We start from the raw sequence: 25,626 nt of genomic DNA on the forward strand, positions 1-25,626 counted from the left end.
AAAGAGGCTGACATGAACTTCCAGCAGTTGCGCTTCGTGCGCGAGGCCGTGCGTCAGAACATGAATCTGACGGAGGTCGCCAACGTCCTTTACACGTCGCAGTCGGGCGTGTCGAAGCAGATCAAGGATCTCGAGGACGAACTCGGCGTCGATATCTTCATCCGCCGCGGCAAGCGTCTGACGGGACTGACCGAGCCGGGCAAGGAAGTGCATCAGCTGATCGAGCGCATGCTGCTCGATGCCGAGAATCTGCGGCGCGTCGCGCGCCAGTTCGCGGATCAGGACAACGGCCATCTCGTCGTCGCGACGACGCACACGCAGGCGCGTTACGCGTTGCCGAAGGTCATCCGCCAGTTCACCGAGGTGTTTCCGAAGGTGCATCTCGCGCTGCGTCAGGGCAGCCCGCAGCAGATCGCGCAGATGATCATCAACGGCGAAGCGGATATCGGCATCTCGACCGAAGCGCTCGACCGTTATCCGGACATCGTCACGTTTGCGTGCTATTCGTGGCATCACACGGTCGTTGTGCCGAAGGATCATCCGCTCGTCGGGCGCGAGAACATCACGCTCGAGCAGATCGCCGAATATCCGATCGTCACGTACGACAACGATTTCACCGGGCGTTCGCACGTCGATCAGGCGTTCGCGAGCGCGGGCGCGATGCCCGATATCGTGCTGACCGCAATCGATGCCGACGTCATCAAGACGTATGTCGAACTGGGCATGGGCATCGGCATCGTCGCGGCGATGGCGTATGACGCGAAGCGCGACACCGAGCTCGTCGCGCTCGATACGCAGCATCTGTTCGAGGCGAGCACGACGCGTGTCGGCTTGCGAAAGGGCGCGTTCTTGCGCGCGTATGCGTATCGGCTGATCGAAATGTTCGCGCCGCAACTCGATGAAGCGCAGATCGCCGCGCAGCTTCGCGAAGCCGCTTAGAGTCGTGCCGGCTGTTTTACAATCGCCGGCATGAATACTTCCTCGCTTCCTCGTGTCGCCGTGCTTGCCACGGGCGGCACGATTGCCGGTCAGGCCGGCGATTCCTCCAAGACCGCGGGCTACAAGGCGGGCGTCGTCGGCGTCGACAAGCTGCTCGACGCCGTGCCCGCGCTCGGCTCGATCGCGCGAATCCACGCGGAACAGATCGCGAGCATCGACAGCAAGGACATGAGCGCCGCGCTGTGGACGCAACTCGCGCGGCGTATCGATGAGCTGCTTGCGCAGGACGATATCGATGGCGTCGTCGTCACGCACGGCACCGATACGCTCGAAGAAACCGCGTATCTGCTGCATCTCACGGTGAAGAGCGCGAAGCCCGTCGTGCTGACGGCGGCGATGCGCCCATCGACCGCGCTTTCCGCCGATGGTCCGTTGAATTTGCTCAATGCGGTGACGGTCGCGGCGTCGAACGATGCGGCGGGCAAGGGCGTGCTCGTCGCTTTCAACAATCAGATTCACAGCGCGCGCGATGTCACCAAGACGAGCACTTATGCCGTCGATGCGTTTCGCTCGCCTGACACCGGTGTGCTCGGGTTCGTGCAGGACGGACGCGTCGAGTTTCAGCGCACGGTCGTGCGGGCGCATACCGTCGCGAGCGAGTTCGCTGTCGCCGATCGATGGCCGATGGTCGAGATCGTCGCGAGCTACGCGGATGTGTCTCGTGTGACGGTCGATGCGCTTGTTGCTGCGGGCGTGAGGGGTATCGTCGTCGCGGGCACGGGCAATGGCTCGATGCATGCGGTGCTCACGCAGGCGCTCGCTGATGCGGTGAAGCAGGGCGTTGCCGTGGTGCGCGCTTCGCGCGTGGGTTCGGGACATGTGATGCGCAACGGCGCCGCTAACGATGATGCGCTCGGGACGGTCAGCGCGGGGACGCTGAATCCTTATAAGGCGCGGGTGCTGCTTATGCTTGCAGTGGCTTCGAATGTGCAGGACGTGCAGCGCGTTTTTGATGTTTATTGAGGTGTTTGGGGTGTTGGGCGGGCGGGCCGCCGGTTGGTCGGGCGGTCGGTCGTGGAATCCTGTATTCGTGTCGGTCTATTAGCGTTGCCCCTGTGCGGGGCGGCACTCACTTTCTTTGCTGCTGCAAAGAAAGTAAGCAAAGAAAGCAGCTTTTCAGGCCCGCGGTCACACGCAATTTGGGTAGTTCTCTCGTCCCAGGCGGCACTCGCCTAAAGAGTGCCCTCAAACACCTAATCGGGCTTGGCTCGCGCACGGTCTGCCGCCCAATAAGTTCGAGGGCGCTGGTTCAGCACGAAATGGCTTCGGCACAGCGCTACGCGCTGCCGCCGGGTATGCAAGGGAAACCGACGTACGGCAAAGGCGGCGAGATGAAGACGTTAGTAGCGAAGCACGCGCATTCCCGATTGACCGGTCGGCCGCGAAGCGGGCTGGAGCTATTTGGTGCTGAACCAGTTTGTTGTGTGGTGCGATGGTTCAGACCGTGCGCGAGCCAAGCCCGATTAGGTGTTTGAGGGCACTCTTTAGGCAGCCCACGATGGACGAGAGGACTACCCAAATTGCGTGTGACCGCGGGCGTATCAGGAGCTGCTTTCTTTGCTTACTTTCTTTGCAGCAGCAAAGAAAGTGAGTGCCGCCCCGCACAGGGGCAACGCTAATAGACCGACACGATCACAGGATTGCCGAGAAGCGCAGGCAAACCAAGATCCACCTCAGCAGAAAGCAAAAACGCGAACCGAAGTCCGCGTTCTCGAGTAGAGCAGAAACAATCAGTTAACAGCAGGAATCCGCAACACTTGCCCCGGATAGATCTTATCCGGACTCTTCAACATCGGCTTATTCGCTTCGAAGATCACATCGTTCTTGGACCCATTGCCGTAATACTTCTCGGCGATCTTCCAAAGATTGTCCCCCGACACGACGGTGTAATACTGCGATTCAGGCTCGCTACTCGGCACGGTCAGCTTATCGTCGACCTTATCGACATGCTGCACATTGCCCGCGGCGACGAGAATCTTTTCCTTCGTGGCCTGATCCGGCGCCTGACCCGAAACGGTCACCGTATGCGAAGCGCCGTCGTATTTCACATCGAGATTGTCCGCATTGAGACCCTGCGAACGAATGTACGTCGCGATGGCTTCGCCTGCCTTCTGATTTAGCGCGGCGACATCCACGGGTGCCGCAGCGGGCGCCGCCTGCGCGCTCGGCGTGGCTGCGCCGAAGAGTTTCTCGCCTGCTTCCTTGATAAAGCTGAGGATTCCCATTGTTCACTCCTTGGTTGACGGTGGTGTTACGGCCCGCGAAGTCTAGGCAGATTAGTCGCGATGACCACCGGATAGTTCTGAGTTTCAACAAAAGGATTTGTAGCACCGCCTATGCATCGGCGTTAGGACGCAGTTTGCAACAATCCGACGCGGACACCCGACGACAAACCGTCTGACCGACCAAGGCTTACCCGGCGCACCGCCGGGTGCCGCTTCTCGGACCCCACTTTGCCGCCCTCAGCCCAGAGCGGCATTTGTCCCGCGTGCCCATACGCGGGACGCCCCACGGTTCAGGTGACGCGAATCACGCAGCGGCTTTGGCCTGCTGCGGCTCGTCGGCCACCTGGAAGTTCGACATGATTTCGAGCGCACGCACAAGCGCCGAGTGATCCCACGCCTTGCCGCCGTTCGCCGCGCATACGCTGAAAAGCTGCTGCGCACTCGCGGTGTGGGGCAGGGCGAGGCCCATCTTGCGCGCGCCGTCGAGCGCAAGGTTTAGGTCCTTCTGATGCAGTTCGATACGGAAGCCCGGATTGAACGTGCGCTTCGTCATGCGCTCGCCGTGCACTTCGAGAATGCGCGACGACGCGAAGCCGCCCATCAGCGCTTTACGCACGCGCTCCGGGTCGGCGCCCGAGCGTGCCGCGAAGAGCAGCGCCTCGCCGACCGCCTCGATGTTCAGCGCGACGATGATCTGATTCGCGACCTTGCAAGTCTGACCCGCGCCGTTGTCGCCAATGAGCGAAATGTTCTTGCCCATCAGTTCGAACAGCGGCTTCGCGATATTGAACGACTTCTCCGGGCCGCCGACCATGATCGTGAGCGTCGCTTCGCGTGCGCCGACTTCGCCGCCGGACACCGGCGCGTCGAGATAGTCGCAGCCGAGCGCGTTGATCTTCTTCGCGAACTCCTGCGTCTCGAGCGGGGCGATCGAGCTCATGTCGATCACGAGCTTGCCCTTCGTGAGACCCTTCGCGACGCCGTCATCGGCGAACAGCACGGCGGCGACATCGGGCGTGTCGGGCACCATCGTGATGACGATTTCGCTCGCCTGTGCGACTTCGGTCGAGTCCGCGACGACCTGCGTCTGCGCGCGGATATCGTCCGGCACCGGAAACTTGCCGTTCACGACCAGCGTGTGGCCGCCCTTGATGAGATTGCGCGCCATGTGCGCGCCCATGATGCCGAGGCCGATGAAACCGATCGTTGCCATACTTCTAGCTCCTCCTATGTGTCTGGTTTAAGCGGTCGCGTGCTGCTTCACGCCGCCGATGTTCTGCAGCCAGCCGAGGCCCGCTTCCGTGCCGTTGAGCGGCTTGTACTCGCAGCCGATCCAGCCTTGATAGCCGATCTCGTCGAGCAGCCCGAACAGGAACGGGTAGTTGATCTCGCCCGTGCCGGGTTCGTTGCGGCCGGGGTTATCGGCGAGCTGGATATGCGCGATCTTCGGCAGGTTCTTCCTGATCGTCGCGGCGAGTTCGCCTTCCATCCGCTGCATGTGATAAATGTCGTACTGCAAGAACAGATTGTCCGAGCCGACGGCCTGGATCACGTCCAGTCCTTCCTTCGAGCGATTCAGCGCGAAGCCCGGAATGTCGTACGCGTTGCACGGCTCGACGAGCAAGCGGATGCCTTCCTTCTTCAGCGCTTCCGCTGCGAAGCGCAAGTTTTCGACGATGGTCGCGCGCGCCTGATCCGCCGATACGCCCGCCGTCGGAATCCCGACGAGACAGTTCAGTTGCGGCACGTTCAGCGCCTTCGCGTATTCGATCGCGCGCGGCACGCCGTCGCGGAATTCCGCGACACGATCCGGCAGACACGCAATGCCGCGCTCGCCCGCTTCCCAGTTGCCGGCAGGCAGGTTGTGCAGCACGATCTGCAGGTCGTTGTCCTTCAGGCGCGTCTGGATGTCGCTGATCGAGAAGGCATAGGGGAACAGGAACTCGACCGCCTTGAAACCCGCGTTCGCGGCCGCGGCGAAGCGGTCGAGAAACGGGACTTCGTTGAACAGCATGGTCAAATTCGCGGCAAATTTCGGCATTGTTCTTTCCTGATGGTCGGTCAGTGGATGCACGCCGCGCGTTCCTGCATGAACGCGCGGCGGCGATGCTTTAGTCGAGCGGCGTAACGGCGGTCGGTGCATCTGCCTTCGTTTCGGCGAGCTCTTCGAACTCGTTGATCGCGTCGATCTCGGTGCCCATCGCGATGTTGGTCACGCGTTCGAGAATCATCTCGACGACGACCGGCACCTGATGCTCCACCGCCAACGCTTGCGCCTGCTTCAGCGCGCCCGCGATGTCTTCCGGCTTGAACACGCGCAGCGCCTTGCAGCCGAGACCCTCGGCGACCGCGACGTGATCGACCCCATAGCCTTCGAGCTCAGGTGCGTTGATGTTGTCGAACGCGAGCTGCACGCAGTAGTCCATGTCGAAGCCGCGCTGCGCCTGACGGATCAGGCCGAGATACGAGTTGTTCACGACGACGTGCACGTACGGCAGCTTGAATTGCGCGCCGACGGCGAGCTCTTCGATCATGAACTGGAAATCGTAGTCGCCCGAGAGCGCGACGATCTTGCGTTGCGGGTCCGCGGCACGCACGCCGAGCGCGGCCGGGATCGTCCAGCCGAGCGGGCCGGCCTGGCCGCAGTTGATCCAGTTGCGCGCCTTGAACACGTGCAGGAACTGCGCGCCGGCGATCTGCGACAGACCGATCGTCGTGACGAAGCAGGTGTCGCGGTCGAACGCGAGGTTCATCTCTTCGTAGACGCGCTGCGGCTTCATCGGCACATTGTCGAAGTGCGTCTTGCGCTGCATCGTGCGCTTGCGCTGCTGGCAGTCCGCGACCCACGCGCCGCGGTCCTTCAGCTTGCCCGCGGCCTTCCATTCCTTCGCCACTTCGACGAACAGTTCGAGCGCCGCCTTCGCATCCGAGACGATGCCGAGATCCGGTCCGAACACGCGGCCGATCTGCGTCGGCTCGATATCCACGTGCACGAACTTACGGCCCTTGGTGTAAACCTCGACGCTGCCCGTGTGGCGGTTCGCCCAGCGATTGCCGATGCCGAGCACGAAATCGGAGGCGAGCATCGTCGCGTTGCCGTAGCGGTGCGACGTCTGCAAGCCGACCATGCCGGCCATCAGCGGATGATCGTCGGGAATCGCGCCCCACGACATGAGCGTCGGAATGACCGGCACGCCGAGCGTTTCCGCGAACTGCACGAGCAGATCTTCCGCCGCCGCGTTCAGCACGCCGCCGCCCGAGACGATCAACGGCTTTTCGGCGTCGTTGAGCATCGTCAGCGCTTTTTCGATCTGCGCGCGCGTCGCTTTCGGCTTGTAGACCGGCAGCGGCTCGTACGTGTCGATGTCGAATTCGATTTCGGCGAGCTGCACGTCGATCGGCAAATCGACGAGCACCGGACCCGGACGGCCCGAGCGCATCAGATGGAAAGCCTGCTGGAACACGCGCGGCACGAGCGCCGGCTCGCGCACGGTGACAGCCCACTTCGTGACGGGCTTGGCGATCGATTCGATATCGACGGCCTGGAAATCTTCCTTGTACAAACGCGCGCGCGGCGCCTGGCCGGTGATCGCGAGAATCGGAATCGAATCGGCCTGGGCGGAGTAGAGGCCGGTGATCATGTCCGTGCCCGCCGGGCCCGACGTGCCGATGCACACGCCGATGTTGCCCGGCGCCGCGCGGGTATAACCTTCGGCCATGTGCGATGCGCCTTCGACGTGACGCGCCAGCACGTGGCTGATGCCGCCCGACTTTTTCATCGCGGAGTAAAACGGGTTGATGGCCGCGCCCGGCACACCGAACGCGGTATCGATTCCTTCCTTTTCCAGCACGAGGACGGCTGCGTCGACGGCTCTCATTTTGGGCATGGTTGTCTCCTTCCTGGGGTCTCTATCCGAAATCGCTGTCTGCATTCAAGCAGGGTTCCGTTGCACTTTAAGTCTGTGAAAAAGGTTTGATAAGATCAGCGTCAGTCGCTTTTTTCCAAACAAAAAGTATCGAATGCCCGAGTGATGAGGCATTGGCGGGAGACGCAGATGGACCGCTTCAAGCAGATAGAAACGTTCGTGCGCGTGGCCGAGGCGGGCAGTCTCGCGGCGGCGGCGCTGGAAGAGGGCGTGTCGCCCGTGATTCTGGGACGGCGCATCGACGCGCTCGAAAAGCGCCTCGGCGTGAAGCTGATGTATCGTTCGACGCGACGGCTCGTCGTGAGCGAAGAGGGCGCGGCGTTCCTCGACCGCTGCAAGAACCTGCTCGCGGACTGGGATCAGGCTGAGAACGAACTGGCGGCGGGACGGCGCGCGGTGGGCGGGCATCTGATCGTGTCGGCGCCGGCGGCCTTCGGGCGCATGCACGTCGCGCCGCACGCGCCGCCGTTCCTGCGCGACAAACCGGAATTGCAGATGTCGTTCAATCTGACCGATCGCGTCGTCGATCTGGTGCGCGAGGGCTATGACCTGTCGATTCGCATCGGCGGCGCGGTCGATCCGAATTTCGTCGCGGTCAAGCTGGCGAGCAACCGGCGCGTCGTCTGCGGCACGCCCGCGTACTTCAAGAAGCACGGCCGGCCGAAAACGCTGGAAGACCTGCCGAATCACAATTGCCTCGCGTTCAATCTGCAGGGCGGGCAGAACCGCGGCTGGTATTTCCGCCGCAATGGCAAGGTCGTGACCGTGCGCGTGACCGGCAATCTCGACTGCAACGACGGCGAATTGCTGCATCGCTGGGCTTCGGAAGGGCTCGGGCTCGGCTGGCGCTCGACGTGGGAAATCCAGCGGCAACTGGAATCGGGCGAACTCGAAACCGTGCTCGACGACTTCGAACTTCCCGATTACGACATCCTCGCGGTCTATCCGCAGCAGCGCTACGTGCCTGCGCGCGTGCGCTACTTTATTGATTATCTTAAGGAAATCTACGCGCAACCCGGATATTGGAGCCGTCGGCTGACGCTTCCCGGCGAACCGCAGCGCGAGCACGCGCGCGGCCGCTAACTGCTTGAAAAGGCGTTCGAATTTGCATTTGCGCGAGCGCGCACGAAAAGCTATAATCTTTGGCTTCTCACTTGCCGCACCGGTCCGACGCCCGGGTGGCTTTCATCCAAAAGTCAGCACAAGGAGTGAATATGCGTCATTACGAAATCGTCTTTATCGTGCACCCCGATCAAAGCGAGCAGGTGCCCGCGATGATCGAGCGCTACAAGAGCACGATCACGTCGCACGGTGGTCAGATCCACCGCATCGAGGACTGGGGCCGTCGCCAACTGGCCTACATGATCGAGAAACTCGCGAAGGCTCACTACGTCTGCATGAACATCGAATGCGATCAGGCTACGCTCGAAGAGCTGGAGCACGCATTCAAGTTCAACGACGCCGTTCTGCGTCACCTTATCGTCAAGATGAAGAAGGCTGAAACCAGCCCGTCGCCGATGATGAAGGAAGTGCAGCGCGAAGAAGCCAAGAAGGCGGCCAGCCAGCCGTCCGAAGCGCAGGCTTAAGGCGAATCTTTCGCCACAGCCACCAAGGTTTAAGTGAACCGGCTGCAACTGACAGCGAGCGTCGTGGAACGCGAACCGGTGCGGTACACGCCCGCCGGCATCCCGATCGCAAGCTGCACGTTGCAACACGCGGCAGAAGTCGTCGAGGCGGGCATCGCCCGGAAAGTCGAACTGACTCTGCAGGCGGTCGCGGCCGGCGAAGCGAGCGGCAAACTGGAAAGCTGTCCGATGGGCGTCGAAACACGCTTCACGGGCTTTCTGGCGAAGAGAAGCCGTAACGCGCGAACCTTGGTGTTTCACATCACAGAATTGCAGGACATTGGAAAGGACTAATCATGCCCCGCCCGACTGGTAAGAAATTCGACAAGCGTCGTCAGCAACAAAACCCGCTCTTCAAGCGCAAGAAGTTCTGCCGTTTCACGGCAGCCGGTGTCGAGTACATCGACTACAAGGACACGGAAACGCTGAAGGACTTCATCGGCGAAAACGGCAAGATCACGCCGGCTCGTCTGACTGGCACGAAGGCGCACTATCAGCGCCAGCTCGACACGGCAATCAAGCGCGCGCGTTTCCTCGCGCTCCTGCCGTACACCGACCTGCACAAGGCCTAAATCAGACGACGCACTAAGGAAAGCCAAAAATGCAAATCATTCTTTTGGAAAAGGTCGTCAACCTGGGCAACCTCGGCGATATCGTCAAGGTCAAGGACGGCTACGCACGTAACTTCCTGATCCCCGGCAAGAAGGCACGCCGCGCGACCAAGGACGCAATCGCCGAATTCGAAGTTCGCCGCGCGGACCTCGAAAAGGTCGCCGCTGAAAAGCTGGCAGCCGCACAAGCTCAGGGCGAAAAGCTGAACGGCTTCACGGTTCAGATCGGCCAGAAGGCTGGCGTCGACGGCCGTCTGTTCGGTTCGGTCACGAATGCGGACATCGCTGACGCGCTGAAGAAGCAAGGCTTCGCGGAAGTGGAAAAGGCGCAAGTGCGTCTGCCGCAAGGCCCGATCAAGATGGTCGGCGACCATCCGGTTCAAGTGGCGCTGCACACGGACGTCCTCGTCGACGTCAACGTGTCGGTGCTCGGCGAGCACGCGTAAGTTTCAGGCGAGGCCTCGCGTCTCGCAACGCACGAAAGAAAGGCAGGAACCGTCGAGGTTCCTGCCTTTTTTATTTGTCTGAGCGTTGTTCCTACGCGCTGAATTCATCGATAATTCCACCCCATGAACGCACCGTCCAAAGACCCGCAACTCGACGCGCTAAAGGTCCCGCCGCACTCGATCGAAGCCGAGCAATCCGTGATCGGCGGCCTGCTGCTGGACAACGCCGCATGGGACCGCATCGCCGATGTGATGCATCAGGGCGATTTCTATCGCTACGACCATCGCATCATTTATGAGCATATCGGCAAGCTGATTGCTTCGACGCGTCCGGCCGACGTCATCACCGTCTACGAAGCGCTCACGATGGCCGGCAAGGCCGAGGAAGTGGGCGGGCTCGCGTATCTGAACGCGCTCGCGCAGAACACGCCGAGCGCGGCGAATATCCGCCGCTACGCGGAGATCGTGCGCGATCGTGCGGTGCTGCGCCGTCTGGTTTCCGTCGCCGATGAAATCTCCGCCGATGCGTTCAATCCGCAAGGCAAGGAAGTCCGCCAGATTCTCGACGAAGCCGAAGCGCGCGTGTTCTCGATCGCCGAAGAGGGCGCGCGCGGCACGCAGGGTTTTCTGGAGATCGGACCGCTCTTGACGCAAGTCGTCGAGCGCATCGACACGCTCTATCACACAGCCAATCCAAGCGATGTGACCGGCACGCCGACAGGCTTCGTCGACCTCGACCGCATGACGTCGGGCATGCACGGCGGCGAGCTGATCATCGTGGCGGGCCGCCCGTCGATGGGTAAGACGGCCTTTTCGATGAATATCGGCGAATACGTGGCCGTGGAATACGGCTTGCCCGTCGCCGTGTTCTCGATGGAAATGCCGGGCACGCAGCTCACCATGCGTATGCTCGGCTCGGTCGGCCGGCTGGACCAGCATCGCATGCGCACCGGGCGTCTCACCGACGAAGACTGGCCGAAGCTCACGCACGCCGTCCAGAAAATGAGCGAGGCGCAACTTTTCATCGACGAAACCGGCGGCCTGAACCCGATGGAACTGCGCTCGCGCGCGCGGCGTCTGTCGCGGCAGTGCGGCAAGCTCGGCCTCATCATCGTCGATTACTTGCAGCTCATGTCCGGCTCGGGCGGCGGCGAAAACCGCGCGACCGAAATCTCCGAGATATCGCGTTCGCTGAAGAGCCTCGCGAAGGAACTCGACGTGCCGGTCATCGCGCTGTCGCAGCTGAATCGCGGTCTCGAGCAGCGTCCGAATAAGCGGCCGATCATGTCGGACCTGCGCGAATCGGGTGCTATCGAACAGGACGCGGACGTGATCCTCTTCATCTATCGCGACGAAGTCTACAATCCCGACAGCCCCGACAAGGGCACGGCGGAAATCATCATCGGCAAGCAGCGTAACGGTCCGATCGGGCCGGTTCGCCTGACCTTCCACGGCCAATACACGAAGTTCGACAACTTCGCGGGCGCACAAAACTTCTACGGCGGCGAATAGGCCAGTTACCGCAACCGCTGTCAAGTCCGGGGCAATAGCGGCCGCGCGTCAGATGCGCGCGGTGCGTCGGGTAGTGCACACAGGTACAATATGTCAGTTTGATGTCTGACTCAGATTGACCCATTTATCGGGATTTTCATGTTCGGTCGTTTCATGCCCACCGAGGGCAAATTTTTCGAGATTTTCAACGCGCATGCGAAGTGCATGGTCGATGCGAGCCGCGAGCTCGAACTGCTGATCGACAACCTCGACGAAGCCGAGGTTCACAAGCAGAACGTGCAGGCGAACGAGAAGCGCGCCGACAAGCTCACGCACGAAACCATCGACCTGTTGCACAAGACGTTCATCACGCCGCTCGACCGCGACGAAATCCACAAGCTCATCACGACGATGGACGACATCCTCGACCTGATGGAGGACGTGGCCACCGCTATTTCCCTGTACGACGTGCGTTTCGTGACGTCGGAGGCGAGCCAGCTCGCGCATATCTGCACGAGCACGGTCACGCGCGTGCAGCAGGCCGTCGAATTGCTGGCGGACATGAAGCGCGCGAGCGAAATCCTGAAGATCTGCGAGGAAATCGACCGGCTCGAGTCGGACGCGGACCGCGTGTTGCGCTCGGCGATGTCGAAGCTCTTCCGCGAGGAAGACGACGTCAAGACGCTCATCAAGCTGAAGGCGATCTACGAACTGCTCGAGACGATTACCGACAAGTGCGAAGACGTCGCGAACATCATCGAAGGCATCGTGCTGGAAAACGCCTGATCATGCCGCCCGAGCCCGCGGCGCATCACGCAATGCGGGCAACGACGACACAATCCCGCGCCGTCTTCGAGCGCCGGTAAAAACAACACCAACCGATGCATTCGATTCAACTCGCCATCTGGGCAGTCGCCTTGCTCGTCATAGTCGCACTCGCGTTCGACTTCATGAACGGCTTTCACGACGCCGCCAACTCCATCGCCACGGTCGTTTCGACCGGCGTATTGAAGCCGCAGCAGGCGGTCGCCTTCGCCGCGGCGTTCAACGTCATCGCGTATTTCATCTTTCACCTCAAGGTCGCCGCAACCGTCGGAAAGGGCACGATCGATCCCGAAATCGTCGATCATTACGTCATTTTCGGCGCGCTCGTCGGCGCGATAGGCTGGAACATCGTCACCTGGATCTACGGCATTCCATCGAGTTCGTCGCACGCACTGATCGGCGGCCTCGTCGGCGCGGCGCTCGCCAAATCCGGCTGGGGGTCGCTCAACTGGGACGGGCTGCTCAAGACCGTCGCATTCATCTTCATCTCGCCGCTGCTCGGCTTCGTGCTCGGCTCGTTCTTCATGCTGCTCGTGTCGTGGCTGTATTTCCGCACGCCGCCTTCGAAGGTCGACCGGCGCTTCCGCCGCATGCAGCTCGTCTCGGCTGGCCTGTATTCGCTCGGCCATGGTGGCAACGATGCGCAAAAAACCATCGGCATCATCTGGATGTTGCTGATCGCGACCGGCTACGCCTCCGCAACAGCCGAAGCGCCGCCCGTCTGGGTAATCGGCCTGTGCTACCTGTCGATGGGTCTCGGCACGCTCTTCGGCGGCTGGCGCATCGTGCGGACCATGGGTCAGAAGATCACGAAGCTGAAGCCGGTCGGCGGATTCTGCGCGGAGACGGGCGGGGCGATCACGCTCTTCGTCGCGTCGTTCCTCGGCATTCCCGTATCGACGACCCATACGATCACCGGCGCGATCGTCGGCGTCGGCGCGACGCAGAAATTCAGCGCCGTGCGTTGGGGCGTCGCGGGCAATATCGTGTGGGCGTGGATTCTGACCATTCCCGCGTCCGCCGCGCTCGCGGCGGCCGGCTGGTGGATCGGCCACCGCTTCCTTTGATTCGTTCCGCCTGCGGGCTCTCATCGGGCCCGCAGCGCGTCAGATGATCGGCGACGACACTCCGTCCATCGGAATGATTGCGCCCGACACGTAACTCGCGCGCCGGCTCGCCAGAAAGAGCGCAACGTCGGCGATTTCCTCCGGCTTCGCATAGCGTCCGAGCGGCACTTTCGCCTGACTGTCGGCGAGCACCTGATCGCGCGTCACGCCTTGCCGCTTCGCCTCCAGATCGAGCGCTTCCTCGACGCGTTCCGTGAGCGTCGCGCCCGGATTGATCGCGTTGATGCGGATGCCGAGCTTCGCGTAGTGATGCGCGAGCCCGACGGTGTTGAGCATCAGCGCCGCATTGGCCGCGCCGCCTGCGATGTGGATGTCCGTCGCGATCTTGCCGCCCATTCCCACGATGTTGACGATCGCGCCAGGCTCGGCTTTCGGATCGTTACGCAGGCGCTCCGCCATGCGCTTGAGAACGACCTGCTGCGGATAGACATAGGAGAAGTATTTGGCGTCCATCGCCGCTCTGTAGGCCGCGGCGTCGAGCGTGTCCGGATCGTAGCGGCGCGCGGCGCCGGCGCTGTTGATAAGAATGTCGATCGGCCCGAGCGCGGTGCTCGCTTCTTCGACGACATCCTCGGCGCTGTGGGCCTCGTGCAGGTCGGCGCGCGCGAGATGCACGTGATACCCGTCGCTCGCGAGTTGCTCCCGGGCGCGGGCCAGATTCGCAGCGTCGCGCGAAACAATCGCGACCTTCGCGCCTTCGCTCGCGAACGCTCTGGCGCATGCAAATCCGATCCCCTTGCTGCCGCCCGTAATCAGGACAACCTTGCCCGCGAGTCCCAGGTCCATGGTGTTGCGCTCCGTCGACGAATGATCGGAACACGATAGCAGAGACGCGCAGCGCGCGTCAGTTCGTGCCAGTGGCGAAGCGGGCGATGGGATCGTCGTTCTGTGCGGGGCGGGGTGCGGCGAGCGAGCCGGTGGAGGCGCGCATCACGCGCACGGGCGGCTCGGCGGAATCGTAGGGATCGGCAGCGGCTTGTGCGGAGCGCGCCTGCTGACGCGCGGCGGTCGATGTCGGCGGCGGCGGTTCGAAGGCGTCGGCGGCGGCCTGAATCGGATCCGATGAAGCGTTGATCGTCGCGACGCCAGGCGTCGTAGCGCTCGCGGCGCGAGCCTGGCGTTGCGCCGCGTTGAGCGTCGAGGGCGGTGGCTCGAAAGCGTCGGCGGATGACGGAGCAGGCGCTTGCACGGGCGCAGGCGACGCGATGTAAGTCGGCGCATCGAACGGGGTAGGCGCGGTCTTCGGCGGCGCGACGCGGCGAATGCCGTCGAATCGTTTCGCCCAGTACGGGTTCGTCAGATAGTCGAGGCGCACCGTGCCGCCCGTCGATGGCGCATTCACGAAGCGCAGCTTGCCGACATAGATGCCCACGTGCGAATGCGGCCGTCCGGTCGTGTTGAAGAAGATCAGATCGCCCGGCGCGATCTCGTCCGGTTCGACCGATTCGCCGCGCGAACTCATGTCGGCGGTCGTACGCGGCAGATTCACGGACGCCGCGCGGTCGACGACATACCGCACGAGCCCGCTGCAATCGAAGCCCGCATCGGGCGTGTTGCCGCCCCAGCGATACGGCACGCCGACGAGCGACATCGCCTGAATGGAGATTTCCTCGCGCCCGACACTGTGATCGACGAACTTCGGAAAACCAGGCGGCGGGCTATAAGTGCGGTTGGCGCTCGTGCTGGCCGCAGGCTTGCGTGCCGTCTGCTGCGGCGCGGATCCACACGCGGCGAGCATGACGGTAACAAGTAGCGGCAGGCAGATTCGACGCATTGCAAAACGCGAGCGGCAACCCGCCAGGAAGGACAGTGTGCCGATACTAATCCGCCGCACGGCCGTGCGGCAAGATGTCTTGAGGATTTACATGAACTCTGTGCCGTAAGTGTTGCAAGTGCGGAACGTTAGGACGAAAGGAAACGGCCCGGCAGGATCGCTCCGCCGGGCCGTTTCATCGCGTTGAAAGCCGCGCGCTTACAGAATGTCGGACGCGTAATCGGCGAGGCGCGAACGCTCGCCGCGCGCGAGGGTCACATGACCGCTGTGCGTCCAGCCTTTGAAGCGATCGACGACATACGTGAGACCCGAACTGCCTTCGGTCAGGTACGGCGTGTCGATCTGCGCGATGTTGCCGAGGCACACGATCTTCGTGCCGGGGCCCGCGCGCGTGACGAGCGTTTTCATCTGCTTCGGCGTGAGATTCTGCGCCTCGTCGATGATCACGTACTTGTCGACGAACGTGCGTCCGCGCATGAAGTTCATGCTCTTCACCTTCAGACGCGAACGGATGAGCTCCTGCGTCGCGGCGCGGCCCCATTCGCCGGCGGCGTCATCGGTCTTCTGGAGGACTTCGAGGTTGTCGTCGAATGCGCCCATCCACGGCTGCATCTTCTCTTCCTCGGTGCCGGGCAGAAAGCCGATGTCCTCGCCGACCGGAACCGTCGCACGCGTCACGATGATCTCGTTGTAGCGCTTGTCGTCGAGCACTTGCGCAAGGCCCGCGGCGAGCGCCATCAGCGTCTTGCCGGTGCCGGCCTGACCCAGCAGCGTGACGAAATCGACTTCCGGGTTCATCAGCAGATTCAGCGCGAAGTTCTGCTCGCGGTTGCGCGCAGTGATGCCCCACACGTTGTTCTTGTGATGACCGTAGTCGCGCAGCGTCTGCAGGAGCGCGGTCTTGCCGTTGAGCTCGCGCACGACCGCATGGAACGACGGCTCGCCGTTCTGCGGCTCGAGATAGACGAACTCGTTGACGAGCATCGAAGGGCACAGCGGCCCGGTCACGCGGTAATACGTGGTGCCGGTCTTGGTGTCCTGCCAGCTCTCCATGCCCTTCGCGTGCTTGGTCCAGAAGTCCTGCGGCAGTGCGCGCACGCCGGAGTAGAGCAGATCCTTGTCTTCGAGAACCTGATCGTTGAAGTAGTCCTCGGCAGGCAGACCGAGCGCGTGCGCCTTGATGCGCATGTTGATGTCTTTCGACACCAGCACGACCTGGCGATCCGGCCGCTCCTTCTGCAGCGCGCGCACGACGCCGAGAATCTGGTTGTCCGCCTTGCCGACGGGCAGGCCTTCGACCGGCTCGATGTCCGTGAGCGTCGTCTGGAAGTAGAGGCGGCCGAGCGCGTCGCGATTGCCTTGCGCAGCGAGCGGAAGCCCTTCGGCCATCTTGCTGGCGTTGCCCGCGTGCGCGACGAGCGCATCGAGCGTCCGGCTCACCTGACGCGCGTTGCGCGCCACTTCCGACATGCCCTTCTTGTGGTTGTCGAGTTCTTCCAACGTCATCATCGGCAGATAGACGTCGTGTTCCTCGAAGCGGAAGAGCGAACTCGGGTCGTGCATCAGCACGTTGGTGTCGAGCACGAAGAGCTTGCGCAATTCGGCTTCGGCAGCCGTGCCCTTGCGACGTTTGTTCTGCGCGCGCGTATCGCGCGTCGTGGCCGAGACAGGTGCTTCGGTCGCGACGGGCGTTTCGGCGCGCTCCGTGCGCGCTTCGACTGCATCCGGCGTGGCGCGGGCGCCGGGCGTCGGCTGCAGGAGCGCGGCGGTCTGCTTCGATTTTCGGGCGCGCGTAGGGACGGTGCCCGGTGCGGGCGGCGGCACGACGGCTTCGACGTGCGGCTCGGCCGGAATCTGGGTCAGCACTTCGTTCGCGATCGAGCGCAGCGTGTGCGCGGCATTCGTGGCGGGACGCTCGGCGGCGACGGTCTCGACCGCGCCATAGGCGTCGTCATCGCTCGCCGCGGCTTGTTTTTTCGACTGCTTCGAAGGCCGGGCTTTGGCCTTGTATTCTTCAGCCGGAAGGAGATGGCCGAGCTTGGCCGGGGCGGTAGGCAAAGGCATGATGTTCCCTCGAAAGGAATCGGGTCGTGTATCGTGCGCCGCCTGTCGCATCCTGCTCGTACGCCCTCGAAGCGATACGAATCCTGCAGTTTGCGCCCGGAGGCGCGCTTCGTTGTCGAAATCGCCGGTTCGCCTAAGTTTCGATCTGCTCCTTGGAGGTTGCGTGCAACACGCCGCGCCCGAGCCGATGAAGCGTGGCTTTCGTGCGACGCCAAATGAAAAAGCCGCCGTTCCGACTACCGGAACCAGCGGCTGACTTCAGCTTCAGAGCGCCTTTCCCTTGCCGGATCCACATAGCCCGGGTCCATGCCCACCGTACCCACAGGCACACGGCGGCTTGCACTGGAACGAAGGAAATGGGGAAGGCAGGCGCTCATTGCGAACCAATATAACGTGCCTCAAATCGCTTGTACAGCCTCGACGATCGCCTCTACGTGGCCCGGCACCTTGACACCGCGAAACTCGCGTCGCAGCACGCCGTTTGCGTCGACGAGGAAGGTCGAGCGCTCCACGCCGCGCACTTCCTTGCCATACATCTTCTTCATTTTGATGACATCGAAGAGCGTGCAGATCGCTTCGTCAGCGTCCGAAACCAGCGTGTAAGGCAGCTCGAGCTTCGCCTTGAAGTTGTCGTGCGATTTCACGCTGTCGCGCGAGATGCCGATCACTTCCGCGCCGGCCGCCTTGAACTGATCGTAGTGGTCGCGAAATTGCAGGCTTTCGGTGGTGCAGCCGGGCGTGTTGTCCTTCGGATAGAAGAAGAGCACGACCTTTCTGCCGCGCAAGGAGGACAGGGTGAACTCGCCACCCGTCGCGGGTGCGGTGAAGTCGGGAACGGGCTGGTCGACTGCAACTGACACGTAGGTTTCTCCGGTCGTTCTGGTTTATCGGTGAGAAAAGCGAGGCGGGGAGAAAGCGGCCACGCGCCGCTTCAGCCCGGCTGGACGATCAGTTCGCCCGCGCGGCCCGGAATCTCGCCCCACGTCACAGGGTACGTGGGCAGCGACGCGCGGTCCAGCGCCGCATGGTAATCGCCCATCGTGGCAAAGCTGTGACCCTGCGCGCGCCAGCCGGCGAGCAGTTGCTCGAACACCGGCGCGAGCTTCTGGCCTTCGAGTTCGGCGTGCAGCGTGAACACCTGATCGTGCGGATTGTTCGCCGTATTACGCAGCACGTGCGCCGCGACATTGCTTTCGTCGACGCCGTCGACGCCGAGCACTTCGTCGAGCGTCGGCAGCGTGGTCGGCATCTGGATGTGATTCAGCGTGCGGCCGTCGAGCACGGGAATATACGGCGTGTGGCCGCGCCCGTCGGATGCGTAGCGCATGCCCCACGCGTCGATCTGCTCGAACGCGTAGCCGTTCATCTGCCAGCCGGCGGCGCCGTGCGTGACGGGCGGTCCGCCGAAAATCTCGATGAAGCGCGCGTGGCTCTGCTGCATCTGCGCGACGGTCCAGTCGCGATCACGCCCGCGCACGTTGTCCTGCCAGTAGACGTGATCCCACGTATGGATGCCGCATTCGAAGCCGCCCTCGTGGATCGCACGCATTTCCGACACCGCTTCGCGGCCGATATCCGGCCCCGGCAGCAGCACGCCGTACATGAGCGTCTTCACGCCGTAATGCTCGACCACCGACGTGCGCGACACCTTCTTCAGAAAGCCGGGCCGCAAGACCCGCCGCAGCGCCCAGCCGGTGTGATCCGGGCCGAGACTGAAGAGGAACGTCGCGCGGGCGCTGTACTTGTCGAGGAGCCGCCCGAGGTTCGGCACGCCTTCGCGCGTGCCGCGCAGCGTATCGACGTCGATTTTCAGAACGATGCGAGCCACGCGCGCGCCTTACGCCTGTTCCACCAGCTTGCGGGCCTCGCCCACGTGGCCGCGGTACGCTTCGAAGATCTTGCGCAGCGCGTCGTCCATCGACGCTTGCGGCGCCCAGCCGAGTTCCTGCATCGTGTTGTCGATCTTCGGCACGCGGTTCTGCACGTCCTGATAGCCGTTGCCGTAGTACGCGCCCGACGACGTCTCGACCAGTTGCACCTGCTTCGCGCTGTCCGAGTACTCGGGGAATTCGTTTGCGAGCGCGAGCATCTTGTTCGCGAGTTCGCGGACCGAGAAGTTGTTCGTCGGATTGCCGATGTTGTAGATCTTGCCCGACGCCACGCCGCCCTTGTTTTCGATGATCTTCATCAGCGCGCCGATGCCGTCGTCGATGTCGGTGAACGCGCGTTTTTGCGCGCCGCCGTCGACGAGACTGATGTTTTCGCCGCGCACGATATGCCCGAGGAACTGCGTCACGACGCGCGACGAACCTTCCTTCGGCGTGTAGATCGAGTCGAGGCCCGGGCCGATCCAGTTGAACGGACGGAAGAGGGTGAAGTTGAGACCCTCCATGCCATAGCCCCAGATCACGCGGTCCATGAGTTGCTTGGAGCACGCGTAGATCCAGCGCGGCTTGTTGATCGGGCCGTAGGAAAGCACGGAGTTTTCCGGATCGAACTGCTCGTCGGTGCACATGCCGTACACCTCGGACGTCGACGGAAACACCAGATGCTTGCCGTACTTCACGGCCGAACGCACGATCGGCAGATTCGCCTCGAAGTCGAGCTCGAACACGCGCAGCGGCTGCTTCACGTACGTGGCGGGCGTGGCGATCGCGACGAGCGGCAGGATCACGTCGCACTTCTTCACGTGATACTCGACCCACTCCTTGTTGATCGTGATGTCGCCCTCGAAGAAATGCATCCGCTCGTGATTCGCGAGGTCGCCCAGGCGATCGGTTTGCATGTCCATCCCGAAGACTTCCCAGTCGGTGGTTTCGAGGATGCGCTTGGACAGGTGATGGCCGATGAAGCCATTGACACCCAGGATCAGAACTTTTTTCATGAATGACGAGAGGATTGAATGATTCGGCCGAATTCGGAAGGATCGACGGTGCGTTCTTCGCCCGACGGTTGCGCGTCGGCGTTCAGGGGCCGGTGACGCAATTCGTGGATGGCGATGACGCGGCCATCGCCGCAGACGCCAAACAGCGCATTATCCGCCACGGTCAGGCCCGGGGGCAAACCCCGCAGCTCACGGAGTCTTTCGGGTGAAACGCCCGGCGCGCCCGTTTCGGGCACGAGCCGCGCCCGCGCGACGATGAAACGATCGGCGCCGATATCCGTGAACGCGCCCGGATACGGCGGTGCGACCGCGCGGATCAGGTTGTAGACACGCTGCGCCGGCTGCGACCAGTCGATGCGGCCGTCTTCCGGCTTGCGTCCGCCGTAATAGCTGCCCGCCGCGAGATCGTTCGGCAGATGCGGCGCTTCGCCGGCGAGCAAGGCGGGCAGCACGCGCCAGAGCGTCTGTTCGGCGGCAACGACGGTCTTGTCGAAGACTTGCGCTGCTGTGTCGTCGGGCAGGATGGGCACCGGCGTTTGCGCGAGGATCGCGCCTGCATCGGGTTTCGCGAGCATTTCATGCAGCGTCGCGCCGGCCTCGGTTTCGCCGTTGATGACGGCCCAGTTCGTCGGCACGCGGCCGCGATACTTGGGCAGAAGCGAGCCGTGCATGTTGTACGCGCCGCGCTTTGCGAGCGAAAGCAGCGAGACGGGCAGCATGTGCCGGTAGTAGAACGAGAAGACGAAGTCCGGCGCGATTTTCTCCACCGCGCCGAAAAGCTCGGGCGACTTTGGATCGGCAGGCGTGATCGTGTCGATGCCGTGTTCCGCCGCGACCTGCGCGACGCTGCCGAACCAGATGTTCTCGCTTGCGCTGTCTTCGTGCGTGACGACGAGCGCAACATCGACGCCGCGCGCGAGCAGCACCTGCAGACAGCGCACGCCGACGTTGTGATACGCGAAGACGACTGCGCGCGGCTTCATCGGTCGTCTTCCTCGCGCGTGACGGCGACCACTTGCTGCACGGCGTCCTGCAACGGCTTGGCGGCGACCGATACGCCGTCGCGCTGTTCGAGAATCGTCTGCACGAGATAGCGCGGCCGCGCGCGCACCTGCTGATAGATGCGCCCGATGTACTCGCCGAGCAGCCCGAGCGCGAAGATGATGACGCCGAGCATGAAGAACGTGATGGCGAAGAGGGTGAACACACCCTGGACTTCCGCGCCGAACATGAAGCGGCGAATCAACAGCAGCAGGAACAGGCCCGCCGAGCCGACCGACAGAATCACGCCGATGAACGACAGCCATTGCAGCGGCACGACCGAAAAGCCGGTAACGAGATCGAAGTTCAGGCGGATGAGGCTATAGAGCGAATACTTTGACTCGCCCGCGAACCGCTCCTCGTGTGCGACATCGACTTCGATCGGGTTTTGCGCGAAGGTGTACGCGAGCGCCGGAATGAACGTGTTGATCTCGCCGCAGCGATTGATCGTATCGATGATATGGCGGCTGTACGCGCGCAGCATGCAGCCCTGGTCCGTCATCTTGATCTTCGTGATGCGCTCGCGCAGGCGGTTCATCGCGCGCGACGCCTTCTTGCGCCACAGGCTGTCCTGCCGCTGCTGGCGAATCGTGCCGACGTAATCGTAGCCCTCGCGCATCTTCGCGACGAGCTTGCCGATTTCCTCGGGCGGATTCTGCAGGTCGGCATCGAGCGTGACGACGATCTCGCCGCGCGACTGTTCGAAGCCCGCGAGGATCGCCATGTGCTGGCCGTAATTGCCGTTGAGCAGAATGACGCGCGTGGTGTCGGGCCGCACGTGGAACTGCTGCGCGAGCAGCGCGGCCGACTTGTCGCGGCTGCCGTCGTTGATGAAGATCACCTCGTACGACGTGCCGAGCGCATCGAGCGCCGGATAGAGGCGCTGGAAAAGCGCGGCGAGGCCGTCCGCTTCGTTGTACACCGGGATGATCACCGAAAGCTCGGGGGACGTCGCCGGAAAATCGAAATGACTCATGTTGCGCTGATTGTCCTTGATGGTCCGTGTTACCCGTTGTGTCCGAACTGCTCGCAGATTTCGTCGATGGACCGGACGACATGCGTCACGTCGTCGGCGGTCATGCCCGGGAAGAGCGGCAGCGTCACGTTCGACGCGCCGTAATGCTCCGAATGCGGGTACATGCCTTCCTTGTAGCCACGCGCGCGATACAGCGTGAACAAGTGCAGCGCCGGGTAATGCACGCCGCTTCCGACGTTGCGCTCCTTCAGTTGCGCCATGAATTCCGCGCGCGTGAGCTTGAGCCTTTCGAGCGGCAGCGCGATCTGGAACATGTGCCAGTTGTGGTCCGTGAAGTTCTCGACCGGCAGACCCACGCCGAGCTCGACCGCCGCGCCGCCTTTGAAGGCATCGAAATAGAGGCGCGCAAGTTCGCGGCGCTGCTGCGTGAGGCTCTCGACGCGCCTCAACGAGCCGAGGCCGACGCGCGCCGCCACGTCCGTCAGGTTGTACTTGCCGCCGAGCACGTCGCAATCCATGCCGTCGAAGCCCGTGCGCGTAATGCCTTGCAGACGGTACTTGCGCGCGAGTTCCGCTTCGTCCTCGTTATTCATTACGAGCGCGCCGCCTTCGATCGACGTCACATTCTTGTTCGCGTGGAAGCTGAACGACACGATGTCGCCGATCGCGCCGATGCGCTGGCCTTTCCACGTCGAACCGAACGCCTGCGCGGCGTCTTCGATCACGCGCAGCTTGTGGGCGCGCGCGATCTCGTAGAGCTTGTCCATGTCGACGGGCAGGCCGGCCAGATAGACGGGCATCAGCGCCTTGGTGCGCGGCGTGATTGCGCGTTCGAGCAGATTCAGGTCGATGTTGCGCGTGACCGGATCGATATCGACGAACACCGGCGTCGCGCCGACTTCGAGGATCACGTTCGCGGTCGACACCCAGGTCATCGGCGTGGTGATGACTTCGTCGCCGGGGCCGACGCCCGCGATGCGCAAGCCGATTTCCATCGTGCAGGTGCCCGAGTTGAAGGCGCGCACCGGGCGGCCGCCTACGTACGCCGACAACTCCGCCTCGAACTGCTGATTCTGCGGGCCGGTCGTGATCCAGCCCGAGCGCAGCACGTCGACGACGCCCTGAATGGTTTCTTCGTCGATATCGGGCTTCACGAAGGGCAGGAACGGCCGCGTTGTTTGAGTCATGGACTATGCGTTTAAAAAATGAATTGATCCGGCGGACGCTTCGGTCCGGCAACTAGCCGCGCGCGAGCACCACGACGCCGACCAGAATGATGCCGATGCCGATGAGCCGCTGCATCGACAGCACTTCGCCGAACAGGTACCACGCGGCGAACGCGTTGACGACGTAGCCGAGCGAGAGCATCGGATAGGCGATCGACACGTCCACGCGCGACAGCCCGACGATCCACACGACGACGCTCAGCACATAACAGGCAAGCCCGCCGATGATCGGCCACTGCGTCGCGATCTTGATGCCGACCGGCAGAATGTTGGCGGGCGTCATGTCGAAATGGCCCACCGCGTTCACGCCGGCTTTGAGCAGGAGCTGGGCGCATGCGTTCAACGATACGCCGATGACGATGCAAATAAAGGAGATCGGGTTCATCGCGCGTTTTTCAAATGCGGAACAAGGATACTCGGTTCATCGCGAAATGCCGAACGATCGTGCAGCGCAGCATCGCGACCGGGAGGAAAACGCGCGCTCACGGCTGCGGTTTCTCCACGATCACGCGGCGCTCGTCGCGGGCGATCACCTGCATGGGCACGTGGCGTGCCATGAGCTCGTCGTAGCGTGCGGGCGGCATCAGCGCGAACGCGTAGCGCTCCGAATCCCACAGCCTGACCCATTCGTCGACGCTCGGCACCCATTTTTGCGGCTCGGTCTGTACGCCGAAGGTCAGCTCGTCGGCTTCGCCGACCATGATCATCGTGTGGCCGAGGTAGAAGGGCATCGTGTGGTCGAGCTTCGCGATCGAGTAAAACGGCGTGTCGGGCGGGAGCTTGGCCATCGCGGCCTTCACGGCCGGCACGAGCCGCACGCCGGAACTCTGCGTGCCGAAGACATCGTGACCGGAGCCCGCGATCGTGCCCAGCAGCAGCCAGGCCGCGCCTAGTCCCGTCGCGCCCGCGAGCACGCTGCGCCGGTTCAGCCAGAGCGCGAATATCGTCACGACGAAAGCGACGGCGAGGCCCGCGTACACCCAGATCTGGAACTCGCGATAAAGCGCGTTAGGCGTGTTGGCGCTGCCCGCGCGGCCGAGGAAAATCGCTCCGAAGGCCGCGGCGATCAGAAATACCGCATAGCCGATCAGATGCATGCGGTACTGCGATTTCGTCAGCGAGGGCAAATACAGCCCGATGACGAGCGCGAGCGCCGGCGCGATCGGCAGCACGTACGAAATGAGCTTCGAATGCGACGCGCTGAAGAACAGGAAAATGAACGCGGACCAGATCAGCAGCATCGTGACCGGCGCGAAGCCGTTGGGCTGGCGTGGCGTCTTCAAGCCGTGGCGCACGCTCTGTAAGGCGATCGACAGCCACGGCAGAAAACCCACGATCAGAACCGGCACGAAGTAATAGAACGCGCCGGGGCGGTTCTGCTCGGGCGTCAGATAGCGCTTGAACTGCTGGACGATGAAGAAGAAGTCGAAGAACTCCGGGTTCTTCATCTGCACGAGCGCGAACCACGGGCCGGTCACGATCAGGAATACGATCAGCCCACTGCCGATATAGAGCCGCTTCCAGAGCGCCCAGTCGCGCGACACGAGTGAATACAGAACGAGCACGGCGCCCGGCAGGATCAGGCCGACGAGACCCTTCGACAGCACCGCGGCGCCCATGCCGGCCCAGCAGAGCCACATCCAGAGACGCACTTCGCGGGTCGGCAGTCCGGGGCGCTGGGCGAGCAGGAGCGCGCAGAGGGTCAGCTCCATCCAGAACGACAGGCCCATGTCGAGCGCGTTGAAGTGGCCCATCAGGTTCCAGTACGGGCACGTCGCGAGGATGACCGCGGCGGCGAAGCCCGTCATCGCGTTGAATACGCGCGTGCCGGTATAGCCGACGAGCAGCACGCCCAGAAAGCCCGTGAGCGCCGTATAAAGGCGCGCCTGCCATTCGCCGATGCCGAACCACGCAAAGGTAAGGGCATTCGCCCACGTTTGCAGGGGCGGCTTTTCGAAATACTTGTAGCCGTTGTAGCGCGGCGTGATCCAGTCGCCGGTCACGAACATCTCGCGCGCCATTTCGGCGTAACGGCCTTCGTCGCTGGGCACGAGATGACGATACCCGAGCGGCGCGAACCAGATGATCGCGAGTGCGAGTACCAGAAGAATGAGCGAAAGACGCGTGAGCGGTAGCCGGGTAGGCGTATCGTTCATGAAGTCGACCTGTCCGATGCCGCGATGCGCGGCGCTAATGAAACGAATTGAGCGATGAATGCGCGCCGCGCGAGGATGCAACTCGTGCATGCTCAGGCACGCATTGTCGATGCGAGTTCGCACGTTCGAGCGCGCGCTGCGCACTTGTCCGACGTCGAAACGCCCGGCGTAACGACGATGCCGGGCGGGAGTGTAGCGCACGGCCGACCGGCATCCGTCAAAATTGACGA

Annotated in this window: 25 protein-coding genes; 10 read left to right on the forward strand and 15 right to left on the reverse strand. The window is 62.8% G+C overall.

Features of this window, described 5'->3' with window-relative positions; all coding sequences use genetic code 11:
- Positions 1-12 precede the first annotated feature (12 nt).
- Together NCS02_RS06930 and NCS02_RS06935 are read left to right on the forward strand one after the other, a co-directional pair.
- Complete coding sequence (locus NCS02_RS06930) at positions 13-939, forward strand: CysB family HTH-type transcriptional regulator (protein WP_008349894.1); 927 nt, start codon at positions 13-15, stop codon at positions 937-939.
- A gap of 21 nt (positions 940-960) precedes the next feature.
- Positions 961-1,962: an asparaginase gene (locus tag NCS02_RS06935; RefSeq protein ID WP_280519320.1), complete on the forward strand. Its 1,002-nt coding sequence runs from the start codon at positions 961-963 to the stop codon at positions 1,960-1,962.
- A 767-nt stretch (positions 1,963-2,729) separates the two neighbouring features.
- On the opposite strand, the gene lysM is transcribed toward NCS02_RS06935, so the two are convergent.
- The 4 genes from lysM to gcl form a co-directional block, all read right to left on the reverse strand.
- On the reverse strand, positions 2,730-3,224 hold the full coding sequence (gene lysM, locus NCS02_RS06940; RefSeq protein ID WP_244808052.1) for a peptidoglycan-binding protein LysM: 495 nt from the start codon (positions 3,222-3,224) through the stop codon (positions 2,730-2,732).
- Between the two features lie 304 nt (positions 3,225-3,528).
- Entirely contained in the window at positions 3,529-4,437 is a 909-nt protein-coding gene (locus tag NCS02_RS06945; RefSeq protein ID WP_244808053.1) for a 2-hydroxy-3-oxopropionate reductase, read from the reverse strand.
- 27 nt (positions 4,438-4,464) lie between these two features.
- Complete coding sequence (gene hyi, locus NCS02_RS06950) at positions 4,465-5,265, reverse strand: hydroxypyruvate isomerase (RefSeq protein WP_034473676.1); 801 nt, start codon at positions 5,263-5,265, stop codon at positions 4,465-4,467.
- Between the two features lie 70 nt (positions 5,266-5,335).
- Complete coding sequence (gene gcl / locus NCS02_RS06955) at positions 5,336-7,111, reverse strand: glyoxylate carboligase (RefSeq protein WP_175980101.1); 1,776 nt, start codon at positions 7,109-7,111, stop codon at positions 5,336-5,338.
- 168 nt (positions 7,112-7,279) lie between these two features.
- On the opposite strand from gcl, the gene NCS02_RS06960 reads away from it, so the two are divergent.
- From NCS02_RS06960 to NCS02_RS06995, 8 genes are all read left to right on the forward strand, one after another.
- The gene (locus tag NCS02_RS06960) at positions 7,280-8,233 is read left to right on the forward strand and encodes a LysR family transcriptional regulator (RefSeq protein WP_008349850.1); all 954 of its coding nucleotides are present in this window, start codon (positions 7,280-7,282) and stop codon (positions 8,231-8,233) included.
- 131 nt (positions 8,234-8,364) lie between these two features.
- On the forward strand, positions 8,365-8,736 hold the full coding sequence (gene rpsF / locus NCS02_RS06965; RefSeq protein WP_008349848.1) for a 30S ribosomal protein S6: 372 nt from the start codon (positions 8,365-8,367) through the stop codon (positions 8,734-8,736).
- Between the two features lie 33 nt (positions 8,737-8,769).
- Positions 8,770-9,069: a primosomal replication protein N gene (gene priB, locus NCS02_RS06970; protein ID WP_175980102.1), complete on the forward strand. Its 300-nt coding sequence runs from the start codon at positions 8,770-8,772 to the stop codon at positions 9,067-9,069.
- A 2-nt stretch (positions 9,070-9,071) separates the two neighbouring features.
- Positions 9,072-9,347 carry a 30S ribosomal protein S18 gene (gene rpsR / locus NCS02_RS06975; RefSeq protein ID WP_007000150.1) on the forward strand — a complete coding sequence of 92 codons (276 nt, stop codon included), beginning with the start codon at positions 9,072-9,074 and terminating at the stop codon, positions 9,345-9,347.
- A gap of 29 nt (positions 9,348-9,376) precedes the next feature.
- Positions 9,377-9,832 (forward strand): 50S ribosomal protein L9, encoded by a 456-nt coding sequence (gene rplI / locus NCS02_RS06980; RefSeq protein WP_008349840.1) that lies wholly within the window; start codon positions 9,377-9,379, stop codon positions 9,830-9,832.
- 123 nt (positions 9,833-9,955) lie between these two features.
- Positions 9,956-11,344, forward strand: coding sequence for a replicative DNA helicase (locus NCS02_RS06985; RefSeq protein WP_008349838.1), 1,389 nt, complete (start codon positions 9,956-9,958; stop codon positions 11,342-11,344).
- 138 nt (positions 11,345-11,482) lie between these two features.
- On the forward strand, positions 11,483-12,109 hold the full coding sequence (locus tag NCS02_RS06990; protein WP_008349836.1) for a DUF47 domain-containing protein: 627 nt from the start codon (positions 11,483-11,485) through the stop codon (positions 12,107-12,109).
- Between the two features lie 95 nt (positions 12,110-12,204).
- On the forward strand, positions 12,205-13,215 hold the full coding sequence (locus tag NCS02_RS06995; protein ID WP_008349834.1) for an inorganic phosphate transporter: 1,011 nt from the start codon (positions 12,205-12,207) through the stop codon (positions 13,213-13,215).
- 39 nt (positions 13,216-13,254) lie between these two features.
- On the opposite strand, the gene NCS02_RS07000 is transcribed toward NCS02_RS06995, so the two are convergent.
- The 11 genes from NCS02_RS07000 to NCS02_RS07050 all read right to left on the reverse strand — a co-directional run bounded on the left by NCS02_RS07000 (position 13,255) and on the right by NCS02_RS07050 (position 25,396).
- The gene (locus NCS02_RS07000; protein WP_175980104.1) at positions 13,255-14,061 is read right to left on the reverse strand and encodes an SDR family oxidoreductase; all 807 of its coding nucleotides are present in this window, start codon (positions 14,059-14,061) and stop codon (positions 13,255-13,257) included.
- Positions 14,062-14,119: 58 nt separating this feature from the next.
- Positions 14,120-15,049 carry a C40 family peptidase gene (locus NCS02_RS07005; RefSeq protein ID WP_033536115.1) on the reverse strand — a complete coding sequence of 310 codons (930 nt, stop codon included), beginning with the start codon at positions 15,047-15,049 and terminating at the stop codon, positions 14,120-14,122.
- A gap of 198 nt (positions 15,050-15,247) precedes the next feature.
- A complete protein-coding gene (locus NCS02_RS07010; RefSeq protein WP_244808054.1) occupies positions 15,248-17,113 on the reverse strand; it encodes a PhoH family protein in 1,866 nt (621 codons plus the stop codon).
- Positions 17,114-17,511: 398 nt separating this feature from the next.
- Positions 17,512-17,973: a peroxiredoxin gene (locus tag NCS02_RS07015; protein ID WP_008349827.1), complete on the reverse strand. Its 462-nt coding sequence runs from the start codon at positions 17,971-17,973 to the stop codon at positions 17,512-17,514.
- Positions 17,974-18,044: 71 nt separating this feature from the next.
- Positions 18,045-18,941 (reverse strand): polysaccharide deacetylase family protein, encoded by an 897-nt coding sequence (locus NCS02_RS07020; protein ID WP_244808055.1) that lies wholly within the window; start codon positions 18,939-18,941, stop codon positions 18,045-18,047.
- 9 nt (positions 18,942-18,950) lie between these two features.
- The gene (locus NCS02_RS07025) at positions 18,951-19,997 is read right to left on the reverse strand and encodes a bifunctional UDP-4-keto-pentose/UDP-xylose synthase (RefSeq protein WP_008349823.1); all 1,047 of its coding nucleotides are present in this window, start codon (positions 19,995-19,997) and stop codon (positions 18,951-18,953) included.
- Positions 19,994-20,980: a formyltransferase gene (locus NCS02_RS07030; RefSeq protein ID WP_008349821.1), complete on the reverse strand. Its 987-nt coding sequence runs from the start codon at positions 20,978-20,980 to the stop codon at positions 19,994-19,996. Before NCS02_RS07030 ends, NCS02_RS07025 begins: the two co-directional genes overlap by 4 nt.
- Positions 20,977-22,014 (reverse strand): glycosyltransferase, encoded by a 1,038-nt coding sequence (locus NCS02_RS07035; RefSeq protein WP_008349819.1) that lies wholly within the window; start codon positions 22,012-22,014, stop codon positions 20,977-20,979. The genes NCS02_RS07030 and NCS02_RS07035 overlap by 4 nt, the downstream gene beginning before the upstream one ends.
- Before the next feature lie 29 nt (positions 22,015-22,043).
- Complete coding sequence (locus NCS02_RS07040) at positions 22,044-23,201, reverse strand: DegT/DnrJ/EryC1/StrS family aminotransferase (protein ID WP_244808056.1); 1,158 nt, start codon at positions 23,199-23,201, stop codon at positions 22,044-22,046.
- Positions 23,202-23,253: 52 nt separating this feature from the next.
- Positions 23,254-23,625, reverse strand: coding sequence for an SMR family transporter (locus NCS02_RS07045; RefSeq protein ID WP_008349817.1), 372 nt, complete (start codon positions 23,623-23,625; stop codon positions 23,254-23,256).
- A 97-nt stretch (positions 23,626-23,722) separates the two neighbouring features.
- Positions 23,723-25,396 carry a glycosyltransferase family 39 protein gene (locus NCS02_RS07050; RefSeq protein WP_244808118.1) on the reverse strand — a complete coding sequence of 558 codons (1,674 nt, stop codon included), beginning with the start codon at positions 25,394-25,396 and terminating at the stop codon, positions 23,723-23,725.
- Positions 25,397-25,626: the final 230 nt, after the last annotated feature.

It is taken from the genome of Caballeronia sp. NCF2, assembly GCF_023631205.1.
Taxonomy (GTDB): domain Bacteria; phylum Pseudomonadota; class Gammaproteobacteria; order Burkholderiales; family Burkholderiaceae; genus Caballeronia; species Caballeronia zhejiangensis.

What these genes read in the sequence shown, in the direction of transcription:
- NCS02_RS06930 (WP_008349894.1), top strand. Translation starts at nt 13, where the DNA reads ATGAACTTCCAGCAGTTGCGCTTCGTGCGCGAGGCCGTGCGTCAGAAC.
- lysM (WP_244808052.1), bottom strand. Translation starts at nt 3,224, where the DNA reads ATGGGAATCCTCAGCTTTATCAAGGAAGCAGGCGAGAAACTCTTCGGC.
- NCS02_RS06945 (WP_244808053.1), bottom strand. Translation starts at nt 4,437, where the DNA reads ATGGCAACGATCGGTTTCATCGGCCTCGGCATCATGGGCGCGCACATG.
- hyi (WP_034473676.1), bottom strand. Translation starts at nt 5,265, where the DNA reads ATGCCGAAATTTGCCGCGAATTTGACCATGCTGTTCAACGAAGTCCCG.
- gcl (WP_175980101.1), bottom strand. Translation starts at nt 7,111, where the DNA reads ATGCCCAAAATGAGAGCCGTCGACGCAGCCGTCCTCGTGCTGGAAAAG.
- NCS02_RS06960 (WP_008349850.1), top strand. Translation starts at nt 7,280, where the DNA reads ATGGACCGCTTCAAGCAGATAGAAACGTTCGTGCGCGTGGCCGAGGCG.
- rpsF (WP_008349848.1), top strand. Translation starts at nt 8,365, where the DNA reads ATGCGTCATTACGAAATCGTCTTTATCGTGCACCCCGATCAAAGCGAG.
- rpsR (WP_007000150.1), top strand. Translation starts at nt 9,072, where the DNA reads ATGCCCCGCCCGACTGGTAAGAAATTCGACAAGCGTCGTCAGCAACAA.
- rplI (WP_008349840.1), top strand. Translation starts at nt 9,377, where the DNA reads ATGCAAATCATTCTTTTGGAAAAGGTCGTCAACCTGGGCAACCTCGGC.
- NCS02_RS06985 (WP_008349838.1), top strand. Translation starts at nt 9,956, where the DNA reads ATGAACGCACCGTCCAAAGACCCGCAACTCGACGCGCTAAAGGTCCCG.
- NCS02_RS06990 (WP_008349836.1), top strand. Translation starts at nt 11,483, where the DNA reads ATGTTCGGTCGTTTCATGCCCACCGAGGGCAAATTTTTCGAGATTTTC.
- NCS02_RS06995 (WP_008349834.1), top strand. Translation starts at nt 12,205, where the DNA reads ATGCATTCGATTCAACTCGCCATCTGGGCAGTCGCCTTGCTCGTCATA.
- NCS02_RS07000 (WP_175980104.1), bottom strand. Translation starts at nt 14,061, where the DNA reads ATGGACCTGGGACTCGCGGGCAAGGTTGTCCTGATTACGGGCGGCAGC.
- NCS02_RS07005 (WP_033536115.1), bottom strand. Translation starts at nt 15,049, where the DNA reads ATGCGTCGAATCTGCCTGCCGCTACTTGTTACCGTCATGCTCGCCGCG.
- NCS02_RS07010 (WP_244808054.1), bottom strand. Translation starts at nt 17,113, where the DNA reads ATGCCTTTGCCTACCGCCCCGGCCAAGCTCGGCCATCTCCTTCCGGCT.
- NCS02_RS07025 (WP_008349823.1), bottom strand. Translation starts at nt 19,997, where the DNA reads ATGAAAAAAGTTCTGATCCTGGGTGTCAATGGCTTCATCGGCCATCAC.
- NCS02_RS07030 (WP_008349821.1), bottom strand. Translation starts at nt 20,980, where the DNA reads ATGAAGCCGCGCGCAGTCGTCTTCGCGTATCACAACGTCGGCGTGCGC.
- NCS02_RS07035 (WP_008349819.1), bottom strand. Translation starts at nt 22,014, where the DNA reads ATGAGTCATTTCGATTTTCCGGCGACGTCCCCCGAGCTTTCGGTGATC.
- NCS02_RS07040 (WP_244808056.1), bottom strand. Translation starts at nt 23,201, where the DNA reads ATGACTCAAACAACGCGGCCGTTCCTGCCCTTCGTGAAGCCCGATATC.
- NCS02_RS07045 (WP_008349817.1), bottom strand. Translation starts at nt 23,625, where the DNA reads ATGAACCCGATCTCCTTTATTTGCATCGTCATCGGCGTATCGTTGAAC.
- NCS02_RS07050 (WP_244808118.1), bottom strand. Translation starts at nt 25,396, where the DNA reads ATGAACGATACGCCTACCCGGCTACCGCTCACGCGTCTTTCGCTCATT.